15 protein-coding genes and 1 pseudogene are annotated in these 17,801 nt (G+C 74.3%); 5 read left to right on the top strand and 11 right to left on the bottom strand.

All coding sequences use genetic code 11. From position 1 onward, the window contains the following. A pseudogene (locus tag ACH4B3_RS32145) lies at window positions 1-1,209 on the top strand (hypothetical protein); the annotation flags it as partial. A gap of 460 nt (window positions 1,210-1,669) precedes the next feature. On the opposite strand, the gene ACH4B3_RS32150 reads toward ACH4B3_RS32145, so the two are convergent. Then, window positions 1,670-1,873, bottom strand: a complete 204-nt coding sequence (locus ACH4B3_RS32150) for a hypothetical protein (protein WP_398468938.1) — start codon at window positions 1,871-1,873, stop codon at window positions 1,670-1,672. Between the two features lie 251 nt (window positions 1,874-2,124). Then, the gene (gene lysS / locus ACH4B3_RS32155; protein WP_398468940.1) at window positions 2,125-3,903 is read right to left on the bottom strand and encodes a lysine--tRNA ligase; all 1,779 of its coding nucleotides are present in this window, start codon (window positions 3,901-3,903) and stop codon (window positions 2,125-2,127) included. 126 nt (window positions 3,904-4,029) lie between these two features. Between lysS and argS the strand changes: the two genes are divergently transcribed. Next, complete coding sequence (gene argS, locus ACH4B3_RS32160) at window positions 4,030-5,784, top strand: arginine--tRNA ligase (RefSeq protein ID WP_398468942.1); 1,755 nt, start codon at window positions 4,030-4,032, stop codon at window positions 5,782-5,784. 103 nt (window positions 5,785-5,887) lie between these two features. On the opposite strand, the gene ACH4B3_RS32165 is transcribed toward argS, so the two are convergent. The 4 genes from ACH4B3_RS32165 to ACH4B3_RS32180 all read right to left on the bottom strand — a co-directional run bounded on the left by ACH4B3_RS32165 (window position 5,888) and on the right by ACH4B3_RS32180 (window position 10,091). Beyond that, window positions 5,888-6,019: a hypothetical protein gene (locus tag ACH4B3_RS32165; RefSeq protein ID WP_398468944.1), complete on the bottom strand. Its 132-nt coding sequence runs from the start codon at window positions 6,017-6,019 to the stop codon at window positions 5,888-5,890. Then, window positions 6,016-7,611, bottom strand: a complete 1,596-nt coding sequence (locus tag ACH4B3_RS32170) for an alpha/beta hydrolase (protein ID WP_398468946.1) — start codon at window positions 7,609-7,611, stop codon at window positions 6,016-6,018. Before ACH4B3_RS32170 ends, ACH4B3_RS32165 begins: the two co-directional genes overlap by 4 nt. Before the next feature lie 288 nt (window positions 7,612-7,899). Beyond that, window positions 7,900-9,318 carry an MFS transporter gene (locus tag ACH4B3_RS32175; protein ID WP_398468948.1) on the bottom strand — a complete coding sequence of 473 codons (1,419 nt, stop codon included), beginning with the start codon at window positions 9,316-9,318 and terminating at the stop codon, window positions 7,900-7,902. Next, a complete protein-coding gene (locus ACH4B3_RS32180; RefSeq protein ID WP_398468950.1) occupies window positions 9,315-10,091 on the bottom strand; it encodes an ArsR/SmtB family transcription factor in 777 nt (258 codons plus the stop codon). Before ACH4B3_RS32180 ends, ACH4B3_RS32175 begins: the two co-directional genes overlap by 4 nt. Window positions 10,092-10,260: 169 nt before the next feature. Between ACH4B3_RS32180 and ACH4B3_RS32185 the strand changes: the two genes are divergently transcribed. Then, window positions 10,261-11,412, top strand: a complete 1,152-nt coding sequence (locus ACH4B3_RS32185) for an aminotransferase class V-fold PLP-dependent enzyme (RefSeq protein ID WP_398468952.1) — start codon at window positions 10,261-10,263, stop codon at window positions 11,410-11,412. 13 nt (window positions 11,413-11,425) lie between these two features. Here the strand turns inward: ACH4B3_RS32185 and ACH4B3_RS32190 are convergent, their stop codons facing one another. Continuing rightward, window positions 11,426-11,992 carry a Uma2 family endonuclease gene (locus ACH4B3_RS32190; protein ID WP_398468954.1) on the bottom strand — a complete coding sequence of 189 codons (567 nt, stop codon included), beginning with the start codon at window positions 11,990-11,992 and terminating at the stop codon, window positions 11,426-11,428. Between the two features lie 87 nt (window positions 11,993-12,079). Next, complete coding sequence (locus ACH4B3_RS32195; RefSeq protein ID WP_398468956.1) at window positions 12,080-12,514, bottom strand: ATP-binding protein; 435 nt, start codon at window positions 12,512-12,514, stop codon at window positions 12,080-12,082. Window positions 12,515-12,747: 233 nt separating this feature from the next. Here ACH4B3_RS32195 and ACH4B3_RS32200 point away from each other — a divergent pair, with 233 nt between their 5' ends. Both ACH4B3_RS32200 and ACH4B3_RS32205 read left to right on the top strand, forming a co-directional pair. Then, entirely contained in the window at window positions 12,748-13,596 is an 849-nt protein-coding gene (locus ACH4B3_RS32200) for a helix-turn-helix transcriptional regulator (RefSeq protein ID WP_398468958.1), read from the top strand. An 11-nt stretch (window positions 13,597-13,607) separates the two neighbouring features. Next, window positions 13,608-13,820, top strand: coding sequence for a DUF397 domain-containing protein (locus ACH4B3_RS32205; RefSeq protein ID WP_398468960.1), 213 nt, complete (start codon window positions 13,608-13,610; stop codon window positions 13,818-13,820). Between the two features lie 36 nt (window positions 13,821-13,856). Here ACH4B3_RS32205 and ACH4B3_RS32210 read toward each other — a convergent pair whose 3' ends face one another. The 3 genes from ACH4B3_RS32210 to ACH4B3_RS32220 all read right to left on the bottom strand — a co-directional run bounded on the left by ACH4B3_RS32210 (window position 13,857) and on the right by ACH4B3_RS32220 (window position 17,699). Continuing rightward, window positions 13,857-15,359, bottom strand: a complete 1,503-nt coding sequence (locus ACH4B3_RS32210) for a serine/threonine-protein kinase (RefSeq protein WP_398468962.1) — start codon at window positions 15,357-15,359, stop codon at window positions 13,857-13,859. A 260-nt stretch (window positions 15,360-15,619) separates the two neighbouring features. Further along, the gene (locus ACH4B3_RS32215) at window positions 15,620-16,567 is read right to left on the bottom strand and encodes an ornithine cyclodeaminase family protein (RefSeq protein WP_398468964.1); all 948 of its coding nucleotides are present in this window, start codon (window positions 16,565-16,567) and stop codon (window positions 15,620-15,622) included. A gap of 112 nt (window positions 16,568-16,679) precedes the next feature. Continuing rightward, on the bottom strand, window positions 16,680-17,699 hold the full coding sequence (locus tag ACH4B3_RS32220) for a hypothetical protein (RefSeq protein ID WP_398468966.1): 1,020 nt from the start codon (window positions 17,697-17,699) through the stop codon (window positions 16,680-16,682). Window positions 17,700-17,801: the final 102 nt, after the last annotated feature.

Below are 17,801 nucleotides of genomic sequence, written 5' to 3' on the forward strand. Positions count from 1 at the left end.
CGGGCACGGCTGCGCGCCCGCTACGGCCGGGCCTGGAAGCGCAAGGCACCGGTGGAATCGCTGATGCCACTGCGGCTGGCCCGGTACGGAGTACCGCTCGCGGACACCGCCGACGCGGGACTGGCCGCCGCCGGCATCGAGCCGCCGATCCTCCGCCCCGCGCTCACCACGGGCCCGGCGGCCGGGGAGGCGGTCCCGGAACTCACGGCGGCGGGCCCGGCGCGGACCGCGGCGGCCGGGACGGAGCCGGCGGCCGGAGCGGACGCCGGGACCGCAGGCGGTCCCGGGGCCGGACCGGACGGCGGGGCCGCAACGAGTGCCGGGGCCGGGCCGGACGGCGGGGCGGCCGCGGGTGCCGGGACCGGACCGGACGGCGGGGCCGGGGCGGGGCCGGCTGCCGGGGCGCGGGCCGTGGACCGGGCGTCCGCTCCGCAGGCGCTGCCGCCCGCCCATCCCGCCGACGACGGTACGGACGGCGGACGGACGAACGCCGGGGGCCACCCGGCGGATCCGCACCCCGGCCTCCTCCCGGCGTCCGGTCCGGCGGAGACCCACGCCGCCCCCGGGCCCGCGGCCCAGGAGCCCGCGGCGCAGGCGCACCCGGCCGGCGGCGGTGCAGCGGCGGCGGGCGGCAACCCGGCCGCCGCGGCCCAGGTCGCCGGCTCCACGGTGACCGTCCCGGCGGGCCCGAACCGGGTACGCAGGCTCGGCGGCCAGGGCACCGGCAACCAGCTCCCCTACGCCCCGGGACCGTGGGAGGCCGGCGCGCCGGACGGCGTGCCGGACCAGGCGCACCGGGCGGCGCCGGAGGAGCACGGGCCGGAGGCCGGGCGCCGGGACGGCGGGCCCGCCCTGCCGGTCGCCACGGAGGCCGGTGGCCCCGTTCCCGGCGGCGTGCCCGCCACCGAGGCCGGGCCGGACCTCGCGCGTGAAGCGGACGGACCGGCCGGCGGCCCGGGCGAGGCGGACTGGGACGGCCAGGGCGGCCCGGGCGCGCTGGACGACATCCCCCTTGAGGAGATCTGCTACGGCGCCTTCCGCCGGCACCTCGCCGACCACAGCAGGTTCCCCTCGGCCTTCCAGTTCGGCCGGCTGCTGCGCGGCGGGTACGGCCTCACCGGGCTCGGCGACGACGACGTGCAGCGTCACCTGGAAGAGTGCAAGCAGCGCCACCAGGCGGAGCAGATGGAGGCCGGGTACCTCCCCTGACCGGGTGCCTCCCGTGACTCAGGGGCTCCCCCGACCGGGTGCCTCCGACCGGGTGCCTCCCGTGACCCTGGTGGCTCCCCTGACCGGGGCAGCTCCCCTGACCGGATGCCTCACATGGCCGCCGGGCTGCTTCACGTGACCGGGTCCTCCCCGTGAACCGGATCCATCCCCCGTGACCCGGGCGGCTTTCGTGACCGGGTCCATCTCGGTGAAGCGGGTTCATCCCGTGACCCGGGCGGCACCGGCCCGGTGTGGTGCCTGCCCGAGCCGTACAGGGAGCCGGGCCGGGGCGGCGAAGCCGGCCGGGTGCGGGGGCCGGGTGCGGGGGCCGGGTGCGGGGGCCGGGTGTGGGGGCCGGGTGCGGCGCAGCCGGGCGGTGTCCGACGCGCCCCGGCAGCAGCGGAAGCGGGGGTGGGCGGTCCGTCGCACCCCGGCAGCGCAAGCCGGGGCGGGTGGTCCGTCAGGCCCGGCCGGCCTTGCGTCCGCTCTCGCCCCACACCGTCAGGGCAAGGCCGACCGCCGCGATGCCGAGATAGGCGGCCGACGGCAGGTCGAACCACTTGTGCAGCATGCCCCATGCCTGGTCGTCGAAGACCAGGCCGCTGAAGCCCAGGACCCCCTGGATGGCGACGACGATTCCGACGATTCCCATGAGTTCGCGCATGGGTCCAGCTTCACGGCAGCGGCCCCGGGAATCGTCGTTCCCGGGGCCGAGTCGCGTATCCGCCGATCGTCGGAGAGCCGGCGGACGGGTCTCCGCCCACCGGGGGGTTACCCCGTTGGGGTGATCTTCCGCCCGGCGCGCCGTGCGGGCCGCCGCACCGCGGCCCCGGCCCTCCGTACGGAACGCCGCACCGCCGGCCGGGGCGCCCGCCCGCTTCCGCGGATGCCGGGCGGGCGCCCGGCCTCCGCGCGTCAGACGGCGAGCAGCCGCCGGACCCGGTCGGCGCCGACCGCCAGCAGCAGGGTGGGCAGCCGGGGGCCGGTGTCCCGTCCGACCAGCAGGTCGTAGAGGAGGGCGAAGAAGGCCCGCTGGGCGACCTTCAGCTCCGGCGTCGGCTTGGCGTCCGGCGCCAGCCCCGCCTGCACCTTGGGCACGCCGTAGACGAGGGTGGTGAGCCCGTCCAGCGACCAGTGGTCGTCCAGCCCCTCCAGCAGCAGGCGCAGCGACTCCCGCTCGGTGTCGCCGAGCGAGCCGAGCAGTTCGGTGTCCGGCTCGGTGCGGACCTGGGTGCGCTGGTCGGCCGGGACCTGGGTGTTGATCCAGTACTCGGCCTTGTCGAGGCGGGGGCGCACGTCCTCCAGGGACTTCACCGGGTTGGCCGGGTCGAGGTCGCTGAGGATGCGCAGCGTCTGCTCCTCGTGGCCGGTGGTGATGTCCACCACGGAGGCCAGGGTGCGGTACGGCAGCGGGCGCGCGGTGCGCGGCAGCTCACCGGCCGCGGTGCGGGTGGCCCGGCCGTAGGCGGCGGCGTCGGCGGGCTGGACGGCCCCCTCGGCGATCTTGCGCTCCAGGGCGTCCCACTCGTCGTACAGCCGCTGGATCTCCTGGTCGAAGGCGATCTTGAAGGACTGGTTGGGCTTGCGGCGGGCGTACAGCCAGCGCAGCAGCGGGGCCTCCATGATCTTCAGCGCGTCGGCCGGGGTGGGGACCCCGCCCTTGGAGCTGGACATCTTGGCCATGCCGCTGATGCCGACGAACGCGTACATCGGGCCGATCGGCTGCTCGCCGCCGAAGACCTCCTTGACGATCTGGCCGCCGACGACGAAGGAGGAGCCGGGCGAGGAGTGGTCCACGCCGGAGGGCTCGAACACCACGCCCTCGTAGGCCCAGCGCATCGGCCAGTCGACCTTCCAGACCAGCTTGCCGCCGTCGAACTCGCTCAGCCGGACGGTCTCGGCGTGTCCGCACACACAGGTGTAGGACAGCTCGGTGGTGTCGTCGTCGTAGGCGGTGACGGTGGTGAGGTCACGGTCGCAGGCGGTGCAGTACGGCTTGTACGGGAAGTACCCGGCGCCGCCGCCGCTGCCGTCGTCCTCGCCCGCCGCGCCCGACCCCTCGGCCGCGGCCTCGGCGGCGGCCTGGTCGGCCTCGTCGAGCTTGCCCTTCTTCTGCTGCTGCTTCCCGGTCGCGGGCTTGGCGGCGCCCTCGCCCTTGTCCTTGGTGCGGTAGCGGTCCAGGACGGCGTCGATCCCGGTGCGGTGCCGCATCGCGTGCAGGATCTGGTCCCGGTAGGCGCCCGAGGTGTACTTCTCGGTCTGGCTGATCCCGTGGAACTCGATGCCCAGCTCGGCGAGGGCCTCGGTCATGGGCGCCTTGAAGTGCTCGGCCCAGTTCGGGTACGGGCTGCCGGGCGGCGCCGGGACCGAGGTCAGCGGCTTGCCGATGTGCTCCGACCAGGACGGGTCGATACCGGCCGGGACCTTGCGGAACCGGTCGTAGTCGTCCCAGGAGATGATGTGCACACAGTCGTGTCCGCGGCGCCGGATCTCGTCCGCCACCAGGTGCGGGGTCATGACCTCGCGGAGATTGCCGAGGTGGATCGGGCCGGACGGGCTGAGGCCCGAGGCGCAGACGATCGGTTTGCCGGGGGCGCGACGCTCCGCCTCGGCAATGACCTCGTCCGCGAAACGGGAGACCCAGTCGGTCTCGGTGCTCTGAGCCACGTTCGGCACTTCCTTCCTTGCGGTCATGGCGTCGACCATTCTCCCAGACCCGGCGCGTGCGCCGGGTGCCGCTGGTTTATCAGAGAAACGGTGGTACGCGCCGTGGGATACTTGACCGACCCTTCGCACCTCTAAAGGAATGGCACCCATCCCATGGCCTCGGTTCCTTCCCTTGCCGCTTCGGTCCACCAGCGCCTCGCGGACGCTCTCTCGGCTGCCCTGCCGGAGGCCGGTTCCGCGGACCCGCTGCTGCGACGAAGCGACCGGGCGGACTTCCAGGCCAACGGCATGCTGGCGCTGGCGAAGAAGCTCGGCGGGAACCCGCGCGAGCTGGCCGCCAAGGTGGTCGAGCAGCTGCCGGCCGGTGAGCTGATCTCCGGGATCGAGGTCTCCGGCCCCGGCTTCCTCAACATCACCGTCTCCGACCAGGCGATCACCGAGACGCTGGCGGCCCGGGCCGCGGACGACCGGCTCGGCGTGCCGACGGCCGAGAACCCCGGCACCACGGTGATCGACTACGCCCAGCCGAACGTCGCCAAGGAGATGCACGTCGGCCATCTGCGCTCGGCGGTGATCGGCGACGCGGTGGTGCGGATCCTGGAGTTCGCAGGGGAGAAGGTGGTCCGGCGCCACCACATCGGCGACTGGGGCACCCAGTTCGGCATGCTCATCCAATACCTGATCGAGCACCCGCACGAGCTGGACCACAAGGACGGCGTCTCCGGTGAGGAGGCGATGTCCAACCTGAACCGGCTCTACAAGGCGGCGCGCGGGCTGTTCGACGCCGACGAGGAGTTCAAGGAGCGGTCCCGCCGCCGGGTGGTGGACCTCCAGGCCGGGGACGAGCGGACCCTGGAGCTGTGGAGGAAGTTCGTCGACGAGTCGAAGATCTACTTCTACTCGGTCTTCGACAAGCTCGACATGGAGATCCGCGACCCGGACGTGGTCGGCGAGTCCGGCTACAACGACATGCTCGCCGAGACCTGCCGGCTGCTGGAGGAGTCCGGGGTCGCGGTCCGCTCCGAGGGCGCGCTGTGCGTCTTCTTCGAGGACGTCAAGGGCCCGGACGGCAACCCGGTGCCGCTGATCGTGCAGAAGTCGGACGGCGGCTACGGCTACGCGGCCACCGACCTCTCCGCGATCCGCGACCGGGTGCAGAACCTGGGCGCCGACACCCTGCTGTACGTGGTGGACGCCCGGCAGTCGCTGCACTTCAAGATGGTCTTCGAGACCGCGCGCCGGATCGGCTGGCTGAACGACCAAGTGCACGCCGTGCAGCTGGCGTTCGGCACCGTGCTGGGCAAGGACGGCAAGCCGTTCAAGACCCGTGAGGGCGAGACGGTGCGGCTGGTGGACCTGCTGGACGAGGCGATCGAGCGGGCCTCCGCGGTCGTCCGTGAGAAGGCCCAGGACCTCACCGAGGAGGAGATCGCCGAGCGCGGCGCCCAGGTGGGCATCGGCGCGGTGAAGTACGCGGACCTGTCCACGTCGGCCTCCCGTGACTACAAGTTCGACCTGGACCAGATGGTCTCGCTCAACGGCGACACCTCCGTCTACCTCCAGTACGCCTACGCCCGTATCCGGTCGATCCTGCGGAAGGCCGGCGACGCGCGGGCGGCGGCGCACCCCGGGCTGGCGCTCGCCCCGGCGGAGCGGGCGCTCGGTCTGCACCTGGACAGGTTCGCGGAGACCCTGCGGGAGGTCGCCGAGGAGCACGCGCCGCACAAGCTGGCCGCCTACCTGTACCAGCTGGCGTCGCAGTACACGACCTTCTACGACCAGTGCCCGGTGCTGAAGGCGGAGACGCCGGAGACGGTGGAGAACCGTCTCTTCCTGTGCGACCTGACGGCCCGCACCCTGCACCAGGGCATGGCGCTGCTGGGCATCCGCACCCCCGAGCGCCTCTGACGGACCGGATGCCGGCCCCGGCCGGCGGCCGTGTCCCGCCCCCGCACCACCCACCGCCCGCCGCGCGCCCCGCCGGCGGGCGGCGTCGTCCCCGGGCCGCCGTTCAGGCCGGGTGGTGTTCCCGCTCGGTGACGGCCTCGACGGCGCACTCACCCTGGCCGGAGCGGGCGGTCCGGCCGTCGGTGGTGATGAGCGGGAGCTTCACCGGCAGCCGGCCGGGCGTCGCTCCGCTCACTCCGCCGGGCAGCTCAGGTCCTGGTCAGGGCGGGTGCCGTGGACCAGGTAGTCGGTGACCGCCCGGTCGCCGCAGGCGTTGCCGTTGGACACGTAGGAGCCATGGCCGACCGCGTCCACGATCACCATGCGTGCCCGGTCACCGAGCGCCGCGCGCATCCTGAGGCCGGCGGAGAGCGGGGTGGCGGCGTCCCGGCGGTTCTGGATCATGAGCACGTTCGACGGCCCGTCGGAAGTGATGCGTACCGGCTTCTCCGCCGGATGGTGCTTCCAGAAGGCGCACACCATGGGGCCCTCCGGCATGCCGGCGGTCAGCGGGTGGGTACGGCGGCTCTCGGTGACCTTGCGCTGGTACTCCGCCAGGTCGCCGGGCCAGCTGACGTCATTGCAGATGGTGGCCGCGGAGACCGCGATGGTGGCCTGCAGGGCCTCGTCCGGCGGAGTGCTGGTGACGGGCAGCGGGGAGCCGTCGCGAGCGGCCCGCATCAGCTGGGCGAGGGCCGGGAAGCGGCTCTTGGAGTTGAGGCTGGACAGCAGGGTCTGGCGCAGCACGTCGCCGTTCAGCTCGGCGGGGTTGGCGCCGGGCCAGGGGATCGGTTCCCGGTCCAGGCGCTCCGCCAGCCGCAGGAACAGCGGGCGCACCTCGGCCGGGTCGTCGACGAAGCGGTGCTCGTTCTCCGGGTCGGCGGCCCAGGCGGCGAAGTCCGGGAAGGCGTCCTCGACGCCGATGGCGAAGTTCGCCGTCCAGCCCCGCGCCACCCGCTCGGGGTCCGGGTCGTTGCTGCTGTCCAGCACCCAGCGGTCGGTGCGGTGCGGGAACAGCTGCGCGTACACCGCGCCCGCGTAGGTGCCGTACGACACGCCCCAGGCGGACAGCTTCCGCTCGCCCAGCGCCTGCCGGATGCGGTCGATGTCGCGTGCCTCGTTGATGGTGCTGATGCTGCGCAGCAGGGCGCCGCCGTTGCGCGCGCAGTTCTCGGCCAGCCGCTTGCCGGTGGCCACGCTCCGGTCGATGGAGCCGTCCTGCTCCGGCCAGGGACGGATGCTGGAGAAGGAGAGGTCCTCGTGGGCCAGGCCGCAGCTCGCGGGGGTACTGGCGTCCATGCCACGCGGGTCGAAGCTGACGAGGTCGTACGCGTCGCGGACGGACTGGGGCAGATTCCTGCCGTGGGTGGAGGGCCGGTTGATGCCGGAGCCGCCGGGGCCCTCGGGAATCAGCAGCAGGGTGCCGCGCCGGGCCTGGGGCCGCTCGCTGCGGATCCGCGAGACACCGATGCTGATCTGCTTCCCGTGCGGCGCGCGGTAGTCCAGCGGCACCGCGATGGAGGCGCACTCCTGGCGCGGGTCCAGCCCCTTGCCGGAACAGCGCTGCCAGTCGACGGTCTCGGGCGAGGGTGTCGGCACCGTGGAGGCCCTCGGGGCGCCCGCTCCGGACCCCCCGGTGCCCCGGGCCCCGGCGGCCGGGGCCGCCGCCATGGCGGTCGCGAGGAGGGAGACCGCGACCAGCGGGGTGGACACGATCACCGCCCGGCGGCGGGTGGCCTCGCGGCGGGTGGCACGGGGCGCGGCTTCGGTGTACTCGTCGTTTCGCATGTGATCAGCGTCGCGAATCCGCGGCGCTGATCACATACGGCCAACGGGCGTCTTCCCAGGGGGGCTAGCCATACCGCGCACGGCCCCCGCGCGCGCCCTGAGGCGTGCGCCCCGCGCTGCCGTGACGCCCCGCCGCGACCGGTCCCGGCGCCACGGCCGCCCACCTGACGGCCGGCCCGCCACGGCGGCCGTCACGGCCGCCGCCCACCTCCGGCGTCCGGCACCGCCGCGACCGGGGGCCGTCACCGCCAGATGAGGCCGGATCAGCTCCCGGCCGGGCCGGTGAGCTCAGGTGATGAGATCGGGGGCCGGGCGCTCGTTCGCCGCCGAGCCCGCTCCGGACCCGGCCGGCCCGGCCGGTGGGGGGCTCGTCCGGCCGGTCCACAGCAGGGCGCCCACCAGCACCACGACGCCGCCGAACAGCCAGGGCAGCGGACCGGTGGGCAGCCCGCCGGCGACGAACCCGGCGAGGCCGCCGACCAGTTGCAGGGAGAGGGACTGCAACGAAAGGGCGGTGGCCCGGCCGGAGGTGTCGACCCGGTGGTGCATCAGCTCGTTCTCGTTCGGGCCGGCCGCCCCGAGGCCGAGGTAGACCAGCAGGTATCCGGCGACCGCGAGGACGACCGCGAACGGGTGGCCAGTGGCGGCGGTGGCTCCGAGGAGCAGCAGGCCGGCCGCGGCGGCGGCCAGCGCGACCAGGACCGCGCGCTCCGCGCGTCCGCCGGCGAGCCGGACGGTGTGCGGGGCCAGGTGGCTGCCCAGACCGTTGATCGCGAACCCGGACGCGGCGAGCACCGCGAAGACCACCGCGCCCGATTCGGCGGCGCCGGTGGCCTCCGCGACGCGCCCCGGGGCGAGCAGTTCGATGGTGACCAGGCCGGTGGCCACGGCCCCGGCGGTGAGCAGCACCCGGCGGATCACCACGTCCCGCCCGCCCAGGCGCACCCCGGCGGCGATGGTGGCCGGGACTCCGCGCAGCACCCCGCGCAGGGTGGCCGGCGGCCGGGGCGGCTCGGGCAGCGCGGTGAGCACGTACAGCACGAACACCACCTCGATCGCGGCGCCCAGCAGCATGGGCACGGAGAGCGGCAGCACCAGGCCGGAGGTGTGGTCGCGCAGCCACCCGCCGGGGTCCGGGCCGAGCCCCAGCAGCCAGGGCAGCAGGCCGCCGATCAGGGTGCCGGCGGCCAGCGCCACGGAGATGGCGGTGTGGCCCCGGGCTATCCCGGTGCGGATCTCGGCCCCGGGCCCGGAGTGGGCGTGGACGGTGTCGACGTACCAGGCCTCGGCCGGGCCGCTGGACAGCGCGCGGGCGGAGCCCATCAGCGCGTTGCCGAGGACGAACACCCACAGGGTGGTGCCCAGGCCCTGGAGGGTGAGGGCGGCCAGGTTCAGCAGGCCCGCGGCGGCGAGTACGGCGCGGCGGCCGATGACGTCGGAGAGCCCGCCGGTGGGCAGTTCCAGGGCCGCGGCGGTGGTGGAGTGGGCGGCGAAGCAGATGGCGATGGCGGAGAGCGCGAGCCCGCGTTCGGTGAGCAGCAGGACGTGCGGGGCGATGTAGAGGCCGAGCGGCAGCCAGAACAGGAAGGAGACGGCGACGAAGCGGCGGCGCGCGGTGAGCGGGTCCATCCGGGCCTGGCCGGGGCGCGCGGCGTCCCGGTCCGCCTCACCGGGGCGCGCGGCGTCCCGGTCCGGGGGGCCGCTCATGACGCGTCCCCCCGTTCAGCCGTCGGCCGACCGGTGTCCGCCGCACGCCCGGTGCGCTCCGTCCCGTCCTGCGTCCCGTCCTGCGTCCCGTCCTGCGTCCCGTCCTGCGTCCCGTCCTGCGTCCCGTCCTGCGTCCCGTCCTGCGGATGGCCTCCGGCATCCGCCGCCGGCCGGCCGGTGCCGTGGGGCGCGCCGGCGAACCCCGCCGTCACCAGCACGATCTGACGGGCGCGCGGATCGTCCTGGTCGCGGGCGGTCAGCTCCTCGACGGTGCGCTCGATCGTCTCCCACAGCTCGGTGAGCGATTCCGGGGTCAGCCGCGGCAGGAAGTCGCTCATGCCGGACGGCGCGGCCCACTCCGCGCCGAGCCGCCCCGCCGCGAGGTCCGCCTCGTGCTCGACGATCGCCTGCTCCAGCCGCGCGATCTGCTGCCGCCGCACGACGCTCACGAACTCCCGGCTGGCGGGTGTGGCGGCCATCGCCTGGTTGTCCCAGGAGGTCACCTCGTGCACGGACCGCCAGCGGCGCTCCCGCGCGTCCCGGTGCTCCGCCTCCGCCACGAAGCCGTACTTGGCCAGCACCCTCAGGTGGTAGCTGGTGGAGGCGGATGACTCCCCGGTCCGTGCGGCGAGTTCGCTCGCCGTGGCGGGTCCGTCCTGGCGTAGCAGCCCGAGCAGCCGGATGCGGAGCGGGTGGGTGAGGGCCTTCAGTGCGGCCGCGTCCCGCTCGGGGTCGAGTACGCGCTCGCGGTGGTCGTGCTCGTGATCGGACATGTGCGCAGCGTAGGACCGGGCACGAGGATTCTCCAAAGGAATTTTTGCAAAAGTTCTTGGGTAGACCCTCGGCATGATCGGCGCTGTACGCTCGCCCCAGGCGTCCGTGGCCCTGGTTGCACCGTGGCCGCGTGCGCGCCCGACCGCCGACCGTACGAAGTGAGCCTCCGTGTCCGACCAGCACCTCCACGCCGCGCTGCTCGACCAGCCGCCGCTGACCGCCGCCCGCTTCGCCGCCATCGAGCGCCGCGTCGCCGAGGTGATGGGCACCACCGCCGACGTGATCGTCATGCAGGGCGAGGCCCTGCTGCCGCTGGAGGGCGCCTGGCGCAGCGCCACCCGCCCCGGCACCACCGCCCTGAACGTGATCACCGGGCCGTACGGGCAGACCTTCGGCGGCTGGCTGCGGGACTGCGGCGCCGAGGTGGTGGACATCGAGGTGCCGTACGACACCGCGGCCTCTGCCGAGCGCATCGCCGCCGCACTGGCCGAGCACCCGGACACCGGGCTGGTCTCCCTGGTCCACGCCGAGGCCGCGACCGGGAACACCAACCCGATCGCGGAGATCGGCGAGGTGGTCCGCGAGCACGGCGCGCTGCTGATGCTGGACGCGGTCGCCTCGGTCGCCGCCGAACCGCTGCTCACCGACGCCTGGGGGGTGGACGTGTGCGTGATCGGCGCCCAGAAGGCGATGGGCGGCCCGGCCGGCGTATCCGCCGTCTCGGTCAGCGAGCGCGCCTGGGAGCGCATCCACGCCAACCCGCGGGCCCCGCGCCGCTCCTACCTCTCGCTGCTGGACTGGAAGGAGCGGTGGATCGACTCCGGCCGCGCGGCGCTGCCGCACGCCCCGGCCCAGCTGGAGATGCTGGCACTGGAGGCGTCGATCGACCGGATCGAGGCGACCGGCGGACTGGACGCGGCCATCACCCGGCACCGCGCGGCGGCCGCCGCCACCCGCGCCGGGACCCTCGCCCTGCACGACGGGGCGACCCCGCGCGCGGAGCGGCTGCGCCCCTACGTCACCGACGCGCGGGACGCCGCCCCGGTGGCCACCACGCTGCGCGCCCCGGACTCGTTCGACGCCCGGGAACTGGTCGCCGCCGCGAACGCCGGCTCCGGCACCCTGCCGCTGGTGGCCGGCGGCGGCGCCCTGGCCAAGGAGATGATCCGGGTCAACCACTACGGCCCGGACGCCTCCGTGGAGGTGGTCGAGCGCTCGCTGACCGCACTGGCCCTGGCCCTGCGTGCGGCCGGCCACGACGCGGACCCGGACGGGGCCCGCGCGGCCGCCCGGGAGGCGTGGGCGACGGTCACCGGCTGAGTCCCGGGCAGCCTCAGGTGTACCGGGCGAATCCGGCGGTCGCGATCTTCACTCCGAGGGCGGAGAGGTCGACGTCCTCGCCGTAGCGGCCGTGCAGTGTCCCCTGGTACGCCCCCTCCCGGGGCACGGTGTGCAGCGTCCACGTACCGTGCCGGGGATCGACCAGCAGATACGCGGGAACGCCGGCGTCCGCGTACCAGCTGACCATGTCGCGGGTGTCCTTGGTGCTGTTGCCCTTGGAGACCACTTCGAGGACCAGCTCCACGTCACCCGGATCGGCCAGCCAGTCGTCGGAGTCACCGAATCCGGCGTCGCAGACGAGCAGGTCGGGAGTGGCGTAGTCGTCCCTGTCATAGGGGAGGGGCAGAGACGCGACCTGAAACGGCCGAAGATGCTCCGGCAGCGCGGGGCGGAGCTGGTCGTACAGCTCGTTGATGATTCCGGCGTGTTTGCCCCGCAACGCCGGGGACATCATGAGGACTCCTCGGATGATCTCGGCACGCAGACCGGTGGCCTCCTCCGCGGCCTCCGCGGCCCGACGGAGCGGACTCATGCCGTTCTCCGGGGTGGCGAGGGTCATGACGCCCTCCCTTCCGAACGCAAAGGTCCAGCCACGTCACGCGCCACCGTCAGGCGACAAGGCCGGGCGGACCGGGGTGCCAGGGTCTCAGGCATCGCGCCAGGTCCCGTCGAGCTCGAACCACACCGTCTTGCCGCCGATCCCGAACACCTGGTCGCCGAGTGCCACGCCGCCCCAGTCGGCGGCGCACAGCCGGACCAGCGCCAGGCCCCGGCCGCCTTCCGCGGACCGGTCCACATCCCTGTGGACGGGCAGGTCGGGACTGGTGTCCGACACACTCACGCGTAACCGCTCCCCCTCCCGCCGCACCCGCATCGACGACGGCCCCTCCGCGTAGCGGTAGGAGTTCGTCAGCAGCTCCGAGGTCAGCAGCTCGGCGGTGTCACGGAGTCGGCGTTGTCCGTGCTCTTCGAGGATGGCCCGCAGTGTCCGGCGCGCGATGCGCGGGGCACGCGGGTCATGCGGCAGGTGAAGGGTGTAGTCCCACCCGGGCGACGCGTCCTCCTGCGGCCCGTTGTCCATGCAAGCCTCCGGCGAATCGGGGGAGTTGAGCCACGCGGTACGGGCGGCGGGCGGTGTCAATGCCGCCGGGCAGGACGGTGCGCTTCCGGCCGCCGACGCCGTTGCGTGAGGGCTGTGCGACTTACAGTAGCCCAACGGGACGATAGATGTACCTCAGTTGGGCACATCTATCGTCCCAATAGACCGTTGTGGGTGACGACGGCAAACTGTGCGTGCTCAGGAAGTGAGGTCTCATGCCACCCAGGAACGCACCGACCGTCCGCCAACAACGTCTGGGTACGGAACTGCGCAAGCTACGCGAGCGCTCCGGGATGACCGCGGCTCAAGCGGGACACCGCCTCGGCGCCGACCAGGCCCGCATCAGCAACATCGAATCCGGCCGGGCCGGGATCAGTGCGGACCGGGTACGCCTGCTCGCCGGTACCTACGACTGCGTCGACCAGGACCTGATCGAGGCGCTCACCACCATGGCCTCGGGCCGCAGGCGCCAGTGGTGGGAGGAGTACCGCGGGGTCCTCCCCGACCCGATGCTGGACATCGCGGAGTTGGAACACCATGCGGTCACCCTGCGCACCGCTCAGACGTCCAGCTTGCCCGGCCTCCTCCAGACGCCCGGCCATGCCCGCGTGGTCTTCGGTCAGATGGTGCCGCCGTTGCCCCCGCATCATGTGGAGCACCGGGCCTCACACCGCGTCAAGCGCCAGGCCGTGCTGTACGACCGAGCGGTTCCCTACACCGCGATCATCCATGAAGCGGCCCTGCGCATGCGGTTCGGAGGAACCGACATGACGCGCGGGCAGCTCGACCACATCGTGGCGACGAGCGAACGCGACAACATCACCGTGCTCGTCATCCCCTTCGAGGCCGGTGAGTTCCCGGGGTCGGGCCAGACGATCCTGTATGCCCAGGGACCGGTGCCGCAGCTGGACACCGTCCAGCTCGATCAGTGGCACGGCCCCGCGTTCCTGGACGCCGAGGGCGATCTCGCGAACTACCGGAACATCCTCGACCGACTGGAATCCCTGGCATTGGCGGCTGACGAGTCGCGCGACCTCATCCGCTCCATCGCTTCGTCCCTCTGAAAGGCGGCAACGTGTCAACGCTGGAATGGCGGAAGTCGTCCTACTGCCAGACAGGCAACAACTGCCTCACCATGGCCGCGCACCCCGCCGCCCCCACCGTCCGTCTCCGGGAGAGCGAGGACCCGGGCGTCGAGATAGCCCTCACCCGGCGCGCCCTCGCAGGCTTCATACGGGCGGCCCGGGGCGGCCGGTTCGACGGGGTCGGGCAGAACCGAGAGGCGTGATCCGAGGCGCGGGGCGCCAGGCCCCGCTCGCACCACTCAGCCCAGGTCGACCTGGAACAGCAGCCGGCCGTCCTCGGTGTACCACTGCGCGTTGGCGAGCGGCGGCTTCCGGTAAGGGGTGATGGCAAGGCGGCACCGGCCCGGCCCGTCGCAGGTCCCGACGTCGAAGCCGCTCTCCGGCGGGCGCACGGCCGCCACCCCCGGTTGCTGCGAGAGCCACTGGACCACTTCCCCCGTCTGGCTCCGGCAGCCCGCGTCGCAGTCGTCCGTGGGGGCCGCGTACGTGAGGCGGGCCCGCCCTCCGTCGGTCCGCTCCTCGGACTCCCGGGTGAAACCGACGGGGGCTCCCATCTCCCGGGCGCTGCGCAGGTTGACCTGGTAGGTGGCGTCGTCCGCGCTCCCGCCGTGTTGCTCGTACAGCAGGTACCCGGTCACCGCGACGCCGGCGAGGAGGGCGGCCCCGATGCCGGTGATCAGCCGGTTCCGGGCGCGTCCGGGCGGGGCGGGGGCGGGGTCCAGCACGGTCGGGGTCGGCGGCGGCCCTGCCGGGGTGGACCCGAGCGCCGCGTCCCGGCCGGGCGGGCCGGCCGGCCGGACGGTCACGGTGGGGGCCGTGCCCGGGGTACCGGCGGGCGTAGGGGCCGCGGGCGCCGTCCCAGCCGGCGCCGGGGCGGTGGGCGCGGACGGCGCCGGGCCGGATCCACCGGCGCCGGCGGGCCGGCCGTCGCCGCACCAGGCCAGCAGGTCCGCGAGCTGGTCGTGGGTCAGCCGGTCGGCGGGGTTCTTGCGGAGCAGGCCGTCGAGCGCGGGGCCGAGGCCCCCCGCGTGCCGGGCGGGGGCGGGCTCTTCGGTGGCGACCGCGACGAGGACCGCCGAGGGAGCGGTGGCGTCGAACGGCGGTCGTCCCTCCACCGCGGCGTACAGGGTCGCGCCCAGCGCCCACAGATCGGACGCGGCCGTGGCGGGCAGCCCGCGTACCTGCTCGGGGGCCATGAAGGCAGGGGTTCCCATGAGTATGCCGGTGGCCGTCAGGGTCGCGTCGCCGTCGAGTGCCGCGATGCCGAAGTCGGTGAGCACCACCCGGTCCTGCTCCAGGAGGATGTTGGCGGGCTTGATGTCCCGGTGGGTGACGCCGGCCTGGTGCGCGAAGCGCAGGGCGGCGAGCACCTGGCGTCCGATGCCGGCGGCGCGGCCGGGCGACAGCCGCCCCTCGGACCGGATGAGGTCGTCCAGGGACCTGCCGTGCACCAGCTCCATGACGATCCAGGGCCGCCCGTCCTCGTCCGTGATCCGATCGTGGACGGTGACGATGCCCGGGTGCTTCAACCGGGCGGCGGCACGCGCCTCGCGGTTCAGCCGGGCGACCCAGTTCGCCCGCTCGGCGCCGGTGAGCCGCTCGGGCAACTGGAGCTCCTTGACCGCCACCTCCCGGCCCAGATGCTCGTCGTGCGCGCGCCACACCGCGCCCATGCCACCCCGGCCCAACGCTCCCGTCAGCCGGTAGCGGCCCGCCAGGACCCGCCCGAGACCATCGCTCACAGGCGCGAATATATCCACGCGGTCCGCGGGCCACGGCGAAACGGACGAGCTCCACGCGACGGCCCGTACCCGGCGGGCGGCATACCGCACCGAACCCCCGCCAAGGCGCCGGCCGTGCGGTGGTGACCGTGCCGGGGGGCGGCCCGGGGCGGCCGGTTCGACGGGGTCGGGCAGAACCGAGAGGCGTGATCCCGCGCGCGGGGCGCCAGACCCCGGCAGCCGGGGGCGGGGGCGAACGTGGCGGCCGGGGGCGGGGAACGTCACGCCAAGAGGTCGACGACCGTGCCCAGGCCCCGGCGCTCCGCCTCCCGGTACGCGGCCCAGGCCACCGCGAGGTCCTGCCAGGGCAGGCCGACCGGGGCGTAGACGGTGATCTGGTCCGCCGCGGTCCGGCCCGGGTGACGGCCCCGCAGCACCTCGCCGAGGGTCGCGTCGATGGCGGTCGCGGGCAGTCCGGCGGTGGCCGGAGCGCCGCCGCTCGCCGCCAGGTCGCGGTCGTCGACGACCAGCAGTGCCGTCGCGAGGAGGTCGGCGGCCAGCTCCCGCTTCCCGGGTTCATCGGCGCCGAGGGTGGTCAGATGGCGGCCGGGCCCGATGTCGGCCAGCGCCAGCAGCGGTTCGCGGGACCAGGTGGCCAGCAGCAGGACCGTGGCGCGGGCGGCCGCCTCGGCTGCGGACCCGACGACCCGGCCGCCGTGCCGTGCGGCGAAGTCCGCGGCGCGCTCCGGATCGCTGTCGCACACCAGCAACTCGCCCCGGCCGCCCAGTTCGGCGAGGCCGCGCACCATCAACTCGGCTTGCGCGCCGGCCCCGATGACGCCGAGCGCCGCCGTCCCCGACAGGTCGGGGACGGCCAGCAGGTGGGTGCCGAGCGCGGCCGCCAGGCCGGTCCGCCAGGCGGTGACCGTGGCCGAGTCGAGCAGCGCGAGGAGTTCGCCGTCCCGGCCGCTGTGCAGGGCGATGACGCCGCGCAGCGCCGGGCGGGCACCGGGGAACTTCGCGTTGACCTTCACGGTGTAGGCGTCGATGCCGGGCAGCAGACCGGGGATCAGCGCCGTGGCGGTGCCCGCGAAGGGGAGGTCGGTGCGTATCCGCCGGCCGGCCACGGCCGGGTCCCCGTCGGCGCGGAAGCCCTCCCGCAGCAGATCGAGACAGGCGCCGGGGCTGAGGACCGCGAGCAGGTCGCCGCGGCTGAGGATGCGGGTCATCCGGTCATCGTCGCAGCCCGCGCCGGCGCCCACCCGGCAGGCCGCCGCCCGGCGACCCACCGCGGCATGGGCGGCGCCGGCGTCCGGGGGCGCGCCCACCGGCCGGCCGGGTTCAGTCCTCGCTCGCGTAGCTCTCGAACCAGTGGGTGTCGAAGTAGCGTGCCGTGGAGAAGGGGTGCTGCCGGTCGGTGAGCATGCGGTAGACGAACTCGGTGGTCGTACCGTCGAAACGGACCCAGGAATCGGGGACGTCCTCGGTGACGAGGACGGGCCACCGGTCGGGGTCGGCGCCTTCGGTCAGCCAGAAGAACTGGTCGGCCTGCTCGGTGCTCCCCCACTGCAGCAGGCCCCCGGGGGCCGGGTACAGCTCGTAGGGCCGCCAGAGGTCGCTCCCCTGGGCGGTGGCCCACGCGCTCAGCCACTCGGTGTCCCGGACGATGTCGGCGTGCGCGAAGCGGGCGCCGGGCACGTGGATCTGGAGGTAGTCGTCGAAGGCGCCGTCCCAGAAGAGTTCGACGAGGTGTTTGTAGTCGCCGGGCAGGGCCGTGCCGATCCGGGCCTCGACCGCCGCCCAGTCGACCGTGCGTGCGCCGGATACGTCCCATCCGGTCACCGCGACGACCCCGTCGAGCCAGGACGAGCCCTCCGCCAGCTCCGCCACCGGGTCCCGGCCCTCCGCGACGAGCACCACCGGCCGTATGCCGTCCGCGGACCGGGCGGTACCGCAGCCGATCCACCGGTCCCCGTGCGACCAGGCACGCATCTCGACGAGCCGTGCGCCGAACGGGGCCAGCAGCGGCGCCCCCGTACGCCAGGTCGCGGTCGGGTCGGCGTAGCCGTCCATCGCGAGGTTGCGCGGCCGCCCGTAACGTCCGCTGAGGGCCGTCCGGAGGGCGGCGAGACCGGTGGGGTCCGACGGCGCCGGCAGGCAGACGTGTCCCGCCGGGTGCCCGGCCGCTTCACACCGCAGCTCGCCGGTGCCCGCCCAGGCCAGCCGGTGGACCGCCGCGAGGAGGTCCCGCTGCTCTGGCCGTTCCTGCCGCTCCGGATGTTCCCGCTGTTCCCGCTGCTCCGGCTGTTCCTGCTGCTCTGGCTGTTCGCGCGGCTCGTCCCGGCCGGTCTGCTCGTCCATGGCAGGCATTGAAGCGGTCGACGCTGACACCGAGGGCCCGGACGGGCCTGACCGCCGCACGGCGCGGGGCGGACCGTCCCGGGGTCCGGGCGTGGACCGCCC

Source organism: Streptomyces sp. NPDC018031, assembly GCF_044327625.1.
In the GTDB taxonomy this organism is placed as follows: Bacteria; Actinomycetota; Actinomycetes; order Streptomycetales; family Streptomycetaceae; genus Streptomyces.